General features: G+C 72.6%; 12 protein-coding genes. 2 read left to right on the top strand and 10 right to left on the bottom strand.

What is annotated here, in order from left to right:
• Positions 1-39: 39 nt before the first annotated feature.
• The 3 genes from ACXJKB_RS09045 to ACXJKB_RS09035 are packed head-to-tail and all read right to left on the bottom strand — an operon-like array spanning position 40 to position 5,742.
• A complete protein-coding gene (locus ACXJKB_RS09045; protein WP_457187523.1) occupies positions 40-3,414 on the bottom strand; it encodes an error-prone DNA polymerase in 3,375 nt (1,124 codons plus the stop codon).
• Positions 3,415-3,447: 33 nt separating this feature from the next.
• The gene (locus tag ACXJKB_RS09040; protein ID WP_457187521.1) at positions 3,448-5,034 is read right to left on the bottom strand and encodes a Y-family DNA polymerase; all 1,587 of its coding nucleotides are present in this window, start codon (positions 5,032-5,034) and stop codon (positions 3,448-3,450) included.
• A gap of 27 nt (positions 5,035-5,061) precedes the next feature.
• Positions 5,062-5,742 carry a hypothetical protein gene (locus tag ACXJKB_RS09035; RefSeq protein ID WP_457187519.1) on the bottom strand — a complete coding sequence of 227 codons (681 nt, stop codon included), beginning with the start codon at positions 5,740-5,742 and terminating at the stop codon, positions 5,062-5,064.
• Positions 5,743-5,920: 178 nt separating this feature from the next.
• On the opposite strand from ACXJKB_RS09035, the gene ACXJKB_RS09030 reads away from it, so the two are divergent.
• Complete coding sequence (locus tag ACXJKB_RS09030; protein ID WP_457187517.1) at positions 5,921-7,369, top strand: phospholipase D-like domain-containing protein; 1,449 nt, start codon at positions 5,921-5,923, stop codon at positions 7,367-7,369.
• A gap of 9 nt (positions 7,370-7,378) precedes the next feature.
• On the opposite strand, the gene ACXJKB_RS09025 is transcribed toward ACXJKB_RS09030, so the two are convergent.
• The 6 genes from ACXJKB_RS09025 to ACXJKB_RS09000 all read right to left on the bottom strand — a co-directional run bounded on the left by ACXJKB_RS09025 (position 7,379) and on the right by ACXJKB_RS09000 (position 12,469).
• Positions 7,379-8,344 (bottom strand): FUSC family protein, encoded by a 966-nt coding sequence (locus ACXJKB_RS09025; RefSeq protein ID WP_457187515.1) that lies wholly within the window; start codon positions 8,342-8,344, stop codon positions 7,379-7,381.
• A 104-nt stretch (positions 8,345-8,448) separates the two neighbouring features.
• Positions 8,449-9,075 carry a YceI family protein gene (locus tag ACXJKB_RS09020; protein WP_457187514.1) on the bottom strand — a complete coding sequence of 209 codons (627 nt, stop codon included), beginning with the start codon at positions 9,073-9,075 and terminating at the stop codon, positions 8,449-8,451.
• Between the two features lie 150 nt (positions 9,076-9,225).
• Positions 9,226-9,504, bottom strand: coding sequence for a muconolactone Delta-isomerase (catC, locus tag ACXJKB_RS09015; RefSeq protein WP_457187512.1), 279 nt, complete (start codon positions 9,502-9,504; stop codon positions 9,226-9,228).
• A gap of 6 nt (positions 9,505-9,510) precedes the next feature.
• Complete coding sequence (gene catA / locus ACXJKB_RS09010) at positions 9,511-10,374, bottom strand: catechol 1,2-dioxygenase (protein WP_457187510.1); 864 nt, start codon at positions 10,372-10,374, stop codon at positions 9,511-9,513.
• A gap of 86 nt (positions 10,375-10,460) precedes the next feature.
• Complete coding sequence (locus ACXJKB_RS09005) at positions 10,461-11,561, bottom strand: mandelate racemase/muconate lactonizing enzyme family protein (protein ID WP_457187508.1); 1,101 nt, start codon at positions 11,559-11,561, stop codon at positions 10,461-10,463.
• Positions 11,558-12,469: a LysR substrate-binding domain-containing protein gene (locus ACXJKB_RS09000; RefSeq protein ID WP_457187506.1), complete on the bottom strand. Its 912-nt coding sequence runs from the start codon at positions 12,467-12,469 to the stop codon at positions 11,558-11,560. Before ACXJKB_RS09000 ends, ACXJKB_RS09005 begins: the two co-directional genes overlap by 4 nt.
• 182 nt (positions 12,470-12,651) lie before the next feature.
• On the opposite strand from ACXJKB_RS09000, the gene ACXJKB_RS08995 reads away from it, so the two are divergent.
• Positions 12,652-13,245, top strand: a complete 594-nt coding sequence (locus ACXJKB_RS08995) for a DUF6529 family protein (protein WP_457187504.1) — start codon at positions 12,652-12,654, stop codon at positions 13,243-13,245.
• Between the two features lie 6 nt (positions 13,246-13,251).
• Here ACXJKB_RS08995 and ACXJKB_RS08990 read toward each other — a convergent pair whose 3' ends face one another.
• Entirely contained in the window at positions 13,252-14,493 is a 1,242-nt protein-coding gene (locus ACXJKB_RS08990) for an endonuclease/exonuclease/phosphatase family protein (RefSeq protein ID WP_457187502.1), read from the bottom strand.
• Positions 14,494-14,532 lie beyond the last annotated feature (39 nt).

Here is a 14,532-nt window from a genome sequence, read left to right as displayed (position 1 = left end):
ATAGGGCCGACCGGTGCGCGCGTGCCCCACCCCTCAGCGTCAGCGGAAGTCGCGGGACGACGCCCGGGCCTGGAGGACCGCGCCGGCGCCGGGCACGACGACGTCGATGCCCTCGACGCGGTCGGCCACGAGGTTGGTGACGCCCTCGTTGCGCTCGAGCCGGCCGCGCACGACCACTGCAACCTTGTTGCGCGCTGCCTGCCGGTGGGCCTTCATCACCCCGATCGAGCACACGACGTTGAGCATGCCGGTCTCGTCCTCGAGGTTGAGGAAGGTGACGCCCATGGCGGTGCCCGGCCGCTGGCGGTGGGTGACGAGGCCGCCGACGTGGACCCGTCGGCCGGACTCGGCGTCGGCCAGCTCGGCGACGGACCGGACGCCGGCGCGGCGCAACCCGTCGCGCAGGTGCTCGATCGGGTGGCGGTCGGGTGAGATGCCGGTGGCCCACAGGTCGGCCAGGGTGAGCTCCGGCTCGCTCATCCCGGGCAGCGTCGGCGCGGCAGGTGAGGGGGTGATGCCGGGCAGGTGCTCGGACCCCTCGGCGAAGCCGGCCGCCCAGAGCGCCGATCGCCGGTCGAGCCCCCAGGCGTCGAACGCGCCGGCGGTGGCCAGCGCCTCCAGCTGCGCGGACGTGAGGTCGGCGCGCCGGGAGAGGTCGGTGATGCCGGTGAACGGGGCGTCGTCGCGTGCGGCGACGATCCGGCGCGCGACCTCGAGGCCGATGCCGCGCACCGAGTCCAGCCCGAGGCGTACGGCGAGCGCCCCGTCGCGGCGGTGCGCGGGCACCGGGTCGGGGGTGCCCGGCACCCACTCGACGCGCTCGAAGCGTGGCCGGCAGCACTCGGCGGGACCGGTGGCTGCCACCGGGCCCGTCACGACGGGCTCCAGGTCGGCCTGCGCCGCGGACCGGGTGACGTCCGGGCGGCGTACGTCGACGTCGTGGCGGCGGGCGTCGTGGACCAGCGACTGCGGGGAGTAGAACCCCATCGGCTGGTTGCGCAGCAGTCCGGCCAGGAAGGCCGCCGGGTAGTGCAGCTTGAACCACGACGACGCGTAGACGAGCAGCGCGAAGGACAGGGCGTGCGACTCGGCGAAGCCGAAGTTGGCGAAGGACAGGATCTTGACGTAGATCGAGTCGGCGAGGTCGCCGGTGATGCCGCGGCGCTCCATGCCGGCGTAGAGCTTCTGCTTGACCGACTCGATGCGCTCGACGCCCCGCTTGGAGCCCATCGCGCGGCGCAGCAGGTCGGCGTCGTCGCGGCTGCAGTCACCGAGGGTGACCGCCATGGCCATCAGCTGCTCCTGGAACAGCGGCACGCCCTTGGTGCGCTCGAGCACCGGCACCAGCTCGGGGTGATCGTAGGTCACCGCTTCCTGTCCGGTCGCGCGCCGCACGTAGGGGTGCACCGCGCCGCCCTGGATCGGGCCGGGACGGATGAGGGCGATCTCGATGGCGAGGTCGTAGAACTCGCGGGGGCGCAGCCGGGGAAGCGTGCCGATCTGCGCGCGGCTCTCCACCTGGAAGACGCCGATGGAGTCGGCGCGACAGAGCATGTCGTAGACGGCCGGCTCCTCCTTGGGCATCGTCGCGAGGTCCCACTGCTCGCCGAGGTGGTCGGCGACGAGCCGCATCATGTGGTCGAGCGCGCCGAGCATGCCCAGCCCGAGCAGGTCGAACTTGACCAGCCCCATCGACTCGCAGGCGTCCTTGTCCCACTGCAGCACGGTGCGCCGGTCCATCCGCCCCCGCTCGATGGGGCAGACCTCCCCGATGGGTCGCTCGGTCAGCACCATCCCGCCGGAGTGGATGCCGAGGTGGCGCGGGGCTCCCATCAGCTCCTCGGCCAGAGCGACCACCGGGGCGGGCACGTCGTGCGCGTCGGGGTCGCCCTGGTCGCCGGCGACCACGGACTTCCAGCCGTCGATCTGCTTGGACCACGCGTCCTGCTGGCCGGGGGAGAAGCCGAGCGCCTTGGCTGCGTCGCGCACCGCCATCCGCGGTCGGTAGGCGATGACGTTGGCGACCTGCGCGGCGTTGCGGCGACCGTAGGTGTCGTAGACCCACTGGATGACCTCCTCGCGCCGGTCGGAGTCGAAGTCGACGTCGATGTCGGGCTCCTCGTCGCGGTGCGCGGAGATGAAGCGCTCGAAGGGGAGCTTGTAGAAGACCGCGTCGACGGCGGTGATGCCGAGGGCGTAGCAGACCGCCGAGCTGGCGGCCGAGCCTCGGCCCTGGCAGAGGATCTTCCGCTCGCGGGCGAACGCGACGATGTCGTGGACGATGACGAAGTAGCCGGCGAAGTCCTTCTCGGCGATGACCCGCAGCTCGTGCTCGAGCCGCTCACGCGCCTCGCGCTCGTGGGGGACGCCGGCGTACCTCTCGGCGAACCCTCGCTCCGCCAGCACTCGCAGCCACGAGTCGGCGGTGTGGCCCTCGGGGATCTGCCGCTTGGGCAGCGCGGGGGAGGCCTTGCGCAGGTCGAAGGCCAGCTCGTCGGCAAGGGTGACGCTGCGCCCCACGGCGTGGGGGTACGACGGCAGCGCCGCGGCCGTCTCCTCCCCGCTGCGCAAATGGGCCGAGCCCGACAGGTCGAGCCAGCCGTCGAGCTCGGCCAGGCTGCGCCGGGCCCGCACGGCCGCCATCGCCGAGGCGAGCCGGTGCCGCTGCGGGGTGGCGTGGTGGACGTTTCCGGCGGCGACGACGTCGAGGCCGTGGACGGCGGCCAGCCCGGCGAGGGAGGCGTTGGTGGCGTCCGCGCCGGGGCGCGGGGACAGCTCGACGAGCACGTGCTCGAGGCCGAAGAGCGACGTCAGCCGGTCGAGCGCCTCGGCCGCCGCCGGCTCACCACCCGTCGCGAGCGCCTGCCGCACCGCACCCTTGCGGCAGCCGGTGAGCACCGCCCAGTGGCCGCGCCCCTGCTCGGCCAGCTCGTCGAGGTCGTAGACGGGTCGACCCTTCTCGTCGCCGCGCAGGTGGGCGTCGGTCATCGCCGCGGCCAGCCGGTGGTAGCCCTCGACGCCCCGCGCCAGCACCAGCAGGTGGCTGCCCTCGGGGTCGGGCACGCCGTTCTGCGGCCCGCTGAGTCCGAGCGACAGCTCGGCGCCGAAGACGGTGGGCAGGTCGTAGGCAGCCGCCGCCTCGGCCAGCATGGGGGCGCCGTAGAAGCCGTCGTGGTCGGTGATCGCAAGGGCGTGCAGGCCCAGCCGGATGGCCTCCTCGACCAGCTCGGCGGGCGAGGAGGCGCCGTCGAGGAAGCTGAAGTGGCTGTGGCAGTGCAGCTCGGCGTAGGGGGTGACCGCCGCGGGTCGCTCGATCGAGCGGGCCTCGGTCGAGGCGCGCTTGCGGCGCGACACCGGTGCGTCGTCGGCACCGGGAAGGCCGCTCAGCCGGCGCTCCAGCTCCTTCCACCGCATGGCGGGGTTGTTCCAGCCGATCAGCGCACCCGCTCAGTCATAGCCGGCCTCCAACGACCAGCCGTCCGGCGCTCGCAGCAGGAGCCAGGCCCGGCCGTCGGCACCGACGACCTGGAAGCGCGCGGTGGGTCCGGCCCCGCCCGACCACCAGCCCTCGTCGGTGGGCCACGGCCCCGCCCACGCCGTCACCGGCTGCCAGGGCAGGTCGTCGGTCTGCCCGGCGACCCGGAAGTGCCGCGGCTCCCCGCTCACCACGCCGCGGTCGGTGACGCACACCGGGCGGCCGCCGTCGTCGACGACCTCGGCGGCCCGGGGAGGGGCGAACACCCGGACCGGTGCCGGCCCCGGCACCCGGCCCGGCCACGGCCGGTCCACCGGGCGCAGGTCGACAGCCCGCTCGCCCCACGGCACCAGCGCCTGCCGCGCCGACGGGCTGCGACCGCCCTGCAGCACCGGGCGGCGGACGGCGTCGAAGCCGACCATGCCCTGCACCCGGGCCACCCCGCGCTCGACGAGGTCGTCGGACGCCGACCCCCAGAGCGCCTCGCCGTGCGCGGCCGCCGGCTCGACGAGCTCGGGCACGAAACGCACGCGGTCGATCGGCGCGCGCACGACGCCCGCGTCCTTGCGGCCGCGCAGCGAGCCGCTGACCCCGCTCGTGGACCCGGCCGACTGCAGCTGCCAGTGAACGCGGTCGACGAGGTCACGCGCACTGAAGTGGCGCGGGTGCAGCCAGGAGCGCGACGAGCACACGACCCCGTCGGACTCGGCCTCGACCCGCACACCGGTGGCGACGAGCTGGTGGTGGGCGAGCTGGGTGACGAAGCGCTCGGCGGTGGTGCGGACGCTGAAGGTGATCGCCTCGACGGAGTCGAGCGGCGGCTCGAACGGCACCTCCGCGTCGAGCTCGGGCGGCGGGGTGCGCGCCGCGAACAGCGTCGGGTCCTCGCCCCGCGCCCGTCGCCGGACCGTCGCACCGTAGGCCCCGAGCCGGTGCTCGACCGCGTCGCCCGGCAGGTCGGCGAGGTCACCCAGGGTGCGCAGGCCGAGCCGCTGCAGGAGGCCCACGAGCTCGCGACCGCGGGCGCCGTCGTCCTGCAGCACGTGGACGGGCAGTCCGCGCAGGAACGCGGGTGACTCTCCGGGAGGGACGACTGTCCAGGCCTGCACCTCCGCCACCCGGGCGGCCTGCTCGGCGGTGAACAGGTCGTCGGCGATGCCGATCCGCACGTCCCACACGCCCGTCTCGACCAGCGCCTGGCAGGCGGTCGCCGCTGCGGCGGTCTCGCTGCCGTACCAGCTGCCCGGGGCCCGGACGGCGAGCAGCCCGGGACGCAGGGCGGCCACCCCCGGGCGCAGGTCCTCGACCACGGCGAGGACCGGCTCGAAGGCCCGGGCGTCCCGGTCGGGGTTGGTCGGCAGCAGCAGCAGCTCGGGACACCGCGCCTGCGCGTCGCGGCGGCGCTGCCCCCGGCGTACGCCCTCGGCACGGGCGGGACCGTTGCAGACCTCCACGACGTTGGCCGAGAGCACGGCGGCGGGGGAGCGCAGCGAGCGGTCGGCCTCCTCGAGCGCCGCGACCACGGACCAGTCGGGGCACCACACGACCATGACCCTCATCGCCGGACCCTCATCGCCGGACCCTCATCATGCCCGTCGGATCTCCCGGACCTCGCGGGCCTGCCGCTCGGAGCCCGGGTCGACCTGGTGCACGCCCGGCCAGGCCAGGTCGGCGCGCTGGGGTGGCCGCGCGCCCCGGTGCACCGCGACGCGGGCCCGCCTCTCCCGCAGCTCACCGGCGCCCGACGTCGGGCCGGTCCAGACCGACTCCTCGACGCTCAGCCTGGCCGACACGCGCGGCCACTGGCCGTGGACGACCAGCACCGCGGACCTCGTGCGCAGCCGGGAGTCGAGGATCCCCGCGGTGCGCTCGTCGACGGTGGCCGGCGGGCGGAGCACCACCACCCGCAGCACGTCGACGAGGGCGGCGGTGACCTCGAGCCAGTGCTCGCCGGGGTCGGGCACCAGCACGGTGCGTGACAGCTCGATGCCGAGCTCCGCGGCGGCCTCGGCACCGAAGTCGGCGCACCCGGCGAAGCCGACCCACTCGCCGGCCCGCGAGGCCCCGGCGGCGAGGGCGAGCGCGAGCGACGCCGAGTCGACGGCGTACGTTGATCCGGCGTGCAGCGGGACCAGGTCGGCCAGTCCGGGCAAGGTCGCCACAGGATCTCCGGCAGGCCTGCGCTCCATCGCGGCGACCCGCTCGCGCAGCTGCTCGACCACGGACCTGCCTGGGTCGAGCGCGGCGACGGAGCGGGCGGACGACATGTCTCCATGATCGAACACCTGTTCGAACGAGTCAAGCGAGGGGCGTGCCGCCGCCGCCCTGCGGGTGGGCCATCAGACCACGGCCAGCACGTCGTGGCGAGACGCGGTGCGATGCGGGGCCCGGAACGGGCCGGGTCTGCTTATGCTGACCAGACTGTTCGACGGAAAGGTGGGGGTCGTGTCGAAGATCTCGAGGCTCGTGGGGGGCCTGAGCCTCGTGCTGGTGGTGTCGCTGGGCCTGGTGGCCCCCGGGCAGGCGAACGACGTCGCGTCGTCCGCCGGCCAGCCGGCGGCGGCCAAGCCGAAGCCGAAGAAGTGGGAGGCCTTCAGCGGGCCCTTCTTCAACGACCCCCATCTCGCCAAGGGGCACTTCCAGATCGAGCGGCGGGTGATCCAGACCATCAAGAACACGCCCAAGGGCTCGTCAATCAGGATCGCGATCTACTCCTTCGACCGCCTGCCGGTCGCGCACGCGCTGGTGGCGGCCCACCGTCGCGGGGTGCAGGTGCAGATGCTGCTCAACGACCACTGGGAGACGCCCGCCATGAAGGTGGTGCGTGCCGAGATCGGCAAGAACCGCAAGAAGAACAGCTTCATCTACAAGTGCAAGCAGAGCTGCCGGGGGGCGGCCAACGAGTTCAACAACCTGCACACGAAGTTCTACCTGTTCAGCCAGGCCGGCACGTCCGAGGACGTCCTGGCCGTGGGCTCGGCCAACATGACGCGCAACGCCGCCATCCACCAGTGGAACGACCTCTACTTCACCGACGGCGACCACGAGCTGTTCCGCCAGTTCGTGGCGCTCTTCAAGGACATGTCCAAGGACTACGACACCCGTCAGGAGCCGTGGTACTTCTGCGGCGTCCCGATCGGCCCGGCGTGCGACGACTCGGTCGACAAGCACACAGCCGTCGCGTTCCCCCGGGTCTCGCGGCCGAAGGACGACCTGGTGGTCACGATGCTCGACCGGATCCAGTGCCTGACCCCCGACCCAATGACCGGCAAGGTGAAGCGCACCCGCCTGGCCCTGTCGATGCACACCATGCGCGGGGCTCGCGGCGACTACCTCGCCGAGGCCATCCGACAGAAATGGGTCCAGGGCTGCGACGTGCGGGTCACCTACGGCCTCATCGGCTACCACACCAAGGGCGTCATCGCCGCCCCGACCAAGCGCGGTCGGATCCCGCTCCGATCGACGGGCATGGACTACAACCTCGACGACAACTTCGACCTCAACAACGACGGCATCGACGACCTGATCCTCGACTACTACAGCCACCAGAAGTACCTCGTCGTCCAGGGCACCTACAACGGCGTGCCCGACACCTCGATGGTCCTGACCGGCTCGGTGAACTGGTCGAGCCTGAGCACCGCCAACGACGAGGTGTGGTTCACCGTGAAGGGCGCGAAGGTCGCGGACAAGTACCTCAAGAACTTCGACTACCAGTGGAACAACACCCGCAACACCCGCAACGCCTACACGACGACGTACGCCAACTTCCGGGTCCGCCGCGAGGTGCGCCAGCCCGACGGCTCCATGCGCACCGTCTGGCGGACCGTCCGTCGCCCGGTCACCACCGTCGAGCCCGACCACTACCTCCCGGGTCCCTACTGGGAAGCCGACTGACCGACGGCGTCAGTGCGCCGCGGTCGAGGCGCGTCCGTGCTCGACGACGATCACCGCGAGCGCCACGACCACGCCGAGCAGGGTCTCGACCCCCCGGTCGAGGAGCAGTCCTGCCGCGTCCTGCGACGACCCGAGCTGGCCCATCAGCAGCGCCATCGGGGTGATGAAGAGCATCGCGATGCCGTAGTTGCGGCCCACCGCCAGCTCGGTGAGGACCTGCAGGACGACGACCACCAGCACGAGCGGCACCGGGTCGAGCCCGAGCAGCAGCAGCGGCGCGGCGGTGAGCAGGCCGAGCACCGTGCCGACGCTGCGGTGGGCGGCGCGTACGGCCTGGTGGTCCCGGCCGCTGACGCTCAGCGGGGCGACCGCCGCGACCATCGCCCACCACGGGTGGCCGATCCCTGCGGCGGTGGCCGCTCCACCCGCAAGGACCGTGACGAGGAAGTAGCGCAGCGGGTCGACGTACCCCGGCACCCGCCGCAGCGGCGGGGGAGCAGTCCACGGCGTACGACGTGCGACGGCGCCGACGTTGCCGATCACCACGGCGAGGGCTGCGCTCGCGGCGGACACCGCAAGGGCGACCGGGACGTCGGCCGTCGTGGCCGGCACCGCGGAGACGGTGCCGAACGCGAAGAGCAGGAAGAGCGGGCCCGAGGGGTGCCAGTCGAAGACCGTGGACGCCACCGACCCGGCGGCGGCGACGAGCGCGCTGAGCAGCACGAGCGCCCACGGGCCGACCCCCACGGCCGACACCAGCGCCCCGAGCCCGACGGCGGTGACGAGCGACAGGCCCGCGGTGCACTGCATCGCGGCGCGGGGGAGGTGCACCCGGCTGCGTCCGTAGAGGGCGGTGAAGGCGCCGAAGGCGGCGTAGACCGCCCACGAGGTCCGGTCGGTCGCGACGAGCGTGAGCAGCGGTACGGCGACGCTGAGGCCGGCACGGAGGGCGACCCGGTGCTGCCCGGGCGGCACGGGGTTCAGGCGGAACAGGTCACGTGCGACGGCACGCGGACGGACCCGGGAACCACTGGTCCCGGGTCCGTCCGCGAGGGAGGTGCTGAAGATCGGCGAGGTGATCAGGCGTTCTTGATCGCGGAGACGTCGAACTCGAGCTTGATCTTCTCGGAGACGAGCACGCCGCCGGTCTCGAGCGCGGCGTTCCAGGAGAGGTCCCAGTCCTTGCGGTTGATCGTGGTCGCGCCCTCGAAGCCGACGCGGGTGTTGCCGAACGGGTCGATCGCGGTGCCGGTCTCCTCGAAGGGGATCCTGACCGACTGGGTGGTGCCCTTGATGGTCAGGTCGCCGGTGACGGTCCACTCGGCGCCGTCGCGCTCGACGGAGGTCGACGCGAAGGTGATGGCGTCGTGGTTCTCGACGTCGAAGAAGTCGGCGGAGACCAGGTGGCCGTCGCGGTCGGCGGAGCCGGTCGAGACGCTGGCGGGGCGGATGGTGAGCGAGACGGTCGAGGCGGCCGGGTTCTCGGCGTCGACGTGCGCGGTTCCCTCGAAGTCGGTGAACTGGCCGCGGACGGTGGTGACCATCGCGTGGCGGGCCGAGAAGCCGAGGCGGGAGTGGCTGGCGTCGATGGTGTAGTCACCGGTGAGCGCGTCGCGCTCGGCGACGGCGACGGGGGCGGCAGCCTGGCTGGGCGTCCAGGCGGCGACCTGGGTGGCGGGCTTGGACTTGCGGCGGAAGAACGACATCGGGGGCTCCTGAGGGGGCGAGGGGTTTTGGTTGATGATTCAACCAACCTAACCGGTCGGCCGTCGTTCTTGTTCCCGCCTCGATGTGATCCGCGCCTCATGCCGACGGCCCGAACCTCCAGCGGTGGGAGGCCGGGCCGTCGCGACGGGTCAGGCGATCGACGAGGGGTGCTTCGCCAGCGGGGTGACCTGGATGGCCATGTAGGGGAACAGCGGCAACCCCGAGAGCAGGTCGTGGAGCGCGTCGTTGGACTCGACGTCGAAGATCGAGACGTTGGCGTACTCGCCGACGACGCGCCACAGGTGCGGCCAGCGGCCGGAGCGCTGCACCTCCTGGGCGTACGCCTTCTCGCGGGCGACGAGGTCGGCCTTGACGTCGGCATCCATGTCGAGCGGGATCCGGACGTCCATGCGCACGTGGTAGAGCATCGGCGATCAGCCCTTCGCGGGGTCGAGGACGAAGCCGTAGGACACCGTCGCGGAGCCGTCGGCCTGCCGCTGCGGGTCGAGGATCAGCTCGGGCTTCACGGCCGAGGCGATGTCGTCGTCGTTGTGCTCGTCGCCGGGGAAGTAGAGCTGGGCCGTGAGGAGCTCGTGGCCGGGCGCGGAGACCTTGACGTGCAGGTGGGCGGGGCGCCAGGCGTGCCAGCCGGCGGCGGCGATGAGCCTGCCGCACGAGCCGTCGGTGGGGATCTGGTAGGGCGCGGGCTGCACCGTGGTGATCTCGAAGCTCCCGTCGGCGTCGGTGGTGAAGGTGCCGCGCAGGTTCCACTCGGGGATCCCGGGGGCGAACTGCGAGTAGAAGCCGTCGTCGTCGGCGTGCCAGAGCTCGACCTTGGCGCCGCCGAGGGCGGACCCGTCGCACGAGGTGACCTGACCGCTCCACACGAGCGGGGTGCCGCCCTCGTCGTCGCGCATCGAGATGGTGCCCTTCGCGCCCTGCTCGGGAGCGTCCGGGACGTAGTAGGGGCCCTCGATCGAGCCCTTGTTGCCCTCGCGGTGCTCGGTGGCGACGTCCTCGACGACGTGCTCGAGCCAGACGTCGAGGAAGAGCGGCCACTCGCCGTCCTCGCCCACGCCGATCAGCCACGCCTTGAGGGCGTTGAACTCGTCGTAGGTGACCTTGTGGGTGCGCACGGTCGTGTAGATCGCGTCGAGGACCTCGCGGGCCAGGGTGTCGACCCGCTCGGCGGGGACGTCCTTGACCGCGGCGTACGGCGACTTGTCGGCGTGGAAGCGCTCGGTGGCGCTGGCGCCGGAGGCCGCTGCGGTGGCGGACTCGTTGACGGTGGTGGACATGGGGTGCTCCTCGGGAGGGGTGGGGTGGGGTGCGGCGGGGAATGGAACGGGTGGGTGGAAAGGGTGGGGAAGGGTCCTGGTGCCGGTCAGTCCTGGCGGTAGCGCGCGAGCTTGTCGGGGTCGATGACCGCGCCGAGCCCGGGGCCGGACCGGGCGACGAGCTGGCCGCCGTGGATCTGGAGCGGGTCGGCGAGCAGGTCGTCGGTCATGTCGAGGAAGTTGGACAGCTCGCCTGCGCGGCGCGACGTGAGCTCGAAGGCCGAGCCGAACGCGACGGAGCACAGCGACCCGAGCTGGCCGTCGATCTGGTTGCCCATCACGAGCTCGACGCCCAGTCCCTCGGCGAGGTGGTGGACGCGCCGACTGGTGGTGAAGCCCGTGCGGGCGGTCTTGATGCTGATCGCGGTGGCGGAGCCGCCGAGGACCTCGCGGGTCACCTCGGCGGGGGTCACCACCGACTCGTCGGCGATGAAGGGGACGTCGAGCTGCTGCACCAGCCAGCGGCGACCGAGCACGTCGTCGGCCGGGCACAGCTCCTCGGCGAAGGTCAGGCCGAGGTCGCCCATCTCGGCCATCGCGCGCGCCGACTCCGAGGCCGACCAGCCACGGTTGCCGTCGACGTACAGCTCGACGTCGTCGCCGAGTCCCTCGCGCAGGGCGCGGACGACGGCGGTGTCGAGGCGGTAGGGGTGGCGGCCGACCTTCACCTTGAAGGTCGTGATGCCGTAGGTGTCGCGCATCCGCTCGGCCTCGGCGACCATGGCCGCGGGCTCGTCGAAGCCGAGCATGTGGGAGACGTGCATCCGGTCGGTGTAGCCGCCGAGCAGCTCGGTGACGCTGTAGCCCAGCGACTGGCCGAGGGCGTCCCAGATGGCCATGTCGAGCGCCGACTTGGCGGTGGGGTTGCCGATCGTGCGGGAGAGCCGGGTGTGGATCTGCTCGCGCTCCATCAGGTCGAGACCGACGACCTGGCCGGCGAAGATGGTGTCGATGACCGCGACGATCCCGGCCTGGGTCTCGCCGTAGGTGAACGGTCGCGGCGGGGCCTCCGCGACGCCGACGACGCCGTCGTCGGTGGTGACGCGCACGAGCACGTGCTCGGCGACGTGCACCTCGCCGCTCGCGAACTTCAGTGGCTTGCGGTAGGGGATGGCGAAGGGGATCGCCTCCACCCGGGTGATCTTCATCGGACGACCTCGTCGGAGTCGGGGAGGGCTACGGGGGAGTCGGCGGACAGCACGTCGAGGACGGCCAGCACCGCGGGGTTGGTCTCGTCGGCGCGCCACACCAGGGCCAGGTCGACGGTCGCGGCGTCGGTGACGTCGCGGAAGACCACGCCGGCGAGGGGGGCCGCCCGGACAGAGGCGGGGACCAGCGCGACGCCGAGGTCGGCTGCGACGAGCGGCAGCAGGACCGAGATGCCGGCCGCCTCGTGCTCGCGGATCGGCACGAAGTCCACCTCGCGCGCGCTGCGCAGGACGGCGTCGTTGACCGCGGAGTCCGGACCGGAGAACAGGACGAAGCGCTCGGTGCGCAGGTCGCTCATCGAGATGCTCGGCTGGTGGGCCAGCGGGTGGTCCTCGGCGACCGCCAGCACCAGCGGCTCGGTCGAGAGGGTGCGCGAGGCGAGTCCGTCGCCGGACATCGGCGGACGGAGCACGCCGAGGTCGAGGGTCCCCTCGTGCAGCCCGTCGACCTGCGCGGGGGTGAGCAGGTCGGCGTGGATCTCGAGGGCCATCCCGGGGAGCGCACGCTTGACGGTGCGCGCCATCCGGGGCAGCTCGGTGTGGGCCGCGCTGCCGGTGAAGGCGATGCGGACGAGGCCCTGCCGGCCGGCGGCGATGCGTCGTACGCCGCGCACGCCCGCCTCGACCGACTCCAGGATGCGCGCCACCTCGAGCTGGAAGAACTCGCCGGCGGGCGTGAGCCGCACCTGGCGGGTGGTCCTGACGAAGAGAGGGGTGCCGAGCTCGGCCTCGAGCTGGCGGATGGACTGCGACAGGGCGGGCTGCGCCATGTGGAGGCGGTCGGCCGCGCGCCCGAAGTGGCGGGTCTCGGCCACCTCGGCGAAGTAGCGCAGGTGTCGCAGCTCCACGGGTCCTCCTCCGTTCGACTCCGATGGTGACGACGCTCACGTCGGCGTCGACTCACGGTAGGTCGGGACATTGATCGAGGACAAGGACTTGTTTCCGCGCCATTGATACGTCAGAGCGATCAATGGGGTGCTGTGTCTGGAGCGGGCTTCCGCGGTGCGCCCGATCGGCGCATCCTGACTCCATGGCCGACCACACGGCAGCACGGGCGTCCGGGAGCCTGGCCGTTCCGCTGGCAGCCTTCGCGGCGGGCGCCGTGGTGGCGGTGCTGCTCGGCGTGTTCGGTCGGGTGCACGACCCGACGCTGAGCGGGACGACCGACCTGGGCTTCCGCACCGTGATCGAGATGAAGGTAGTGCTCTCGACGGTGATCGCCGTGCTGGTCGTCCTCCAGCTGCTGAGTGCGCTCTGGCTCTACGGCCATCTCGGCGGCCGGCCACCGTCCTGGCTCGGCACGGCGCACCGGGTGTCGGGCGCGGTCGCGCTGCTGCTGGCGGTGTTCGTCGGCTACAGCTGCCTGTGGGCGCTCGGCCTGGAGGTGGGCACGATCCACACCGGTGAGTCGGTGCCGCTGCGCGTCGTCGTCCACGGCGTGCTCGGCTGCATGGTCTTCGGCGCGGTGGTGGTGAAGGTCGTGGCCGTGCGGGCCCGCCGCGCTCCCGGCTGGTTCCTGCCGGTCGCGGGCGGGCTCCTCTTCACGCTCCTGCTCGTCGTCGTGCTGACCTCGGCGGTCTGGTACGTCGCCGCGCGCGGCTGGCCCAGCCACGGCGGCTACTGATCCCGGTCAGCGACCCCAGCGGGCCGGGACCACCAGGCGCGCCACCACTCCGGCGTGGTCGGAGGGCCACAGGCCCGAGGCCGTCATGTCGGACGGGTCGTCGCCGACGATGGTCGCCCGCGGTGCCTTCACCTCGTCGCTGTAGAGGACCAGGTCGATCCGTGAGGTGAGCGGGTTGTCCGGGTCGGTCAGCGTCGCGCCGAGGCAGCAGGTGAAGCCCGGGTCGCCCGGGTGGCTGCGCGTCCACGCGTCGTTGCCGACACCAGCCAGGAGGCGGACGTACGCCGGGGCGTCGGGGGCGTCGGAGTTGTAGTCGCCGACGTAGACCATCGGGAGCGCGCCGAGCTGCGTCGTGAGCGCGGCCTGCGCGGCGAGGAGCTCGCCGACCTGGGCCACCCGCACCTGTTCGCCGTCGATGCCGGGGACCCCGAAGGCCTCGAGGTGGGAGTTGACGAAGCGGAACGTCGACTTGCCCACGGACAGGTCCGCGGAGCCCCAGCCCCGCGCCACGGGCAGCTGGGCGCCGCCGATCGGGAAGCTGATGATGTTGGTGTAGGTGCCGGTGCGGGCGTTGGTCGTCGCGACGTCGTCGCGGACGATGATCACGTCACGGTCGGCGAGGCGCACCGCCCGCGTCGGGAACGTCGCAGTCGGGCTGGCGAGGTAGGGGATCGGCGGCGAGGAGAAGTTGTTCGACGTCGCGCCGATGACCTCGTGGTAGCCGGCGCCCCGCTCGGCGAGCGCGTCGAGGAGGAGGTCGAGGAAGTCGTACTCGACGGTCGGGTTGCTCGTCGTGCCGTTCAGCGGGTTGTACGCGAAGGTCGTCCAGGTCGTGACCTCCTGCAGGCCGACGGCGTCCGGGTCGGCCGCCACGATCTCGTCAGCGATGGCCCCCATCCGCTCCGCGGGCCGGGTCGCCTGGACGGCTGCCCACGTCTGCGTCGCCGCACCGACGATGGCGGTGTTGTTGCCGCTGGCCAGGGCCAGCAGCATCGGGGTGAGGTCCGCGCCCAGGTAGAGGTTGCGGGTCATCACGGTGGCCGTACGTGCCGGGGTGCCGTGCCCGCCGCCGTGTCCGTCGCCGTTGCCGCCGCCGTGGCCACCGCCGTGTCCACTCCCATGGCCGCTGCCGTGCCCGCCGCCCGGTGGACCGGCGTAGACGCTCGCGCTGGGCACCATGGCGGTGCCCAGCGCGAGTGCCGTGGCGAGGAGGCCGAGAAGGACGCGGTGGCGGGGGGCTCTGGTCATCTTCGGACCGTGGCACTCCCGGTCGCGGCGGGCAAGCCC

The organism is Nocardioides sp. P5_E3 (genome assembly GCF_054049275.1).
Note: the sequence above shows the minus strand (reverse complement) of the source record. Positions and strands in the feature narration are given on the sequence as shown.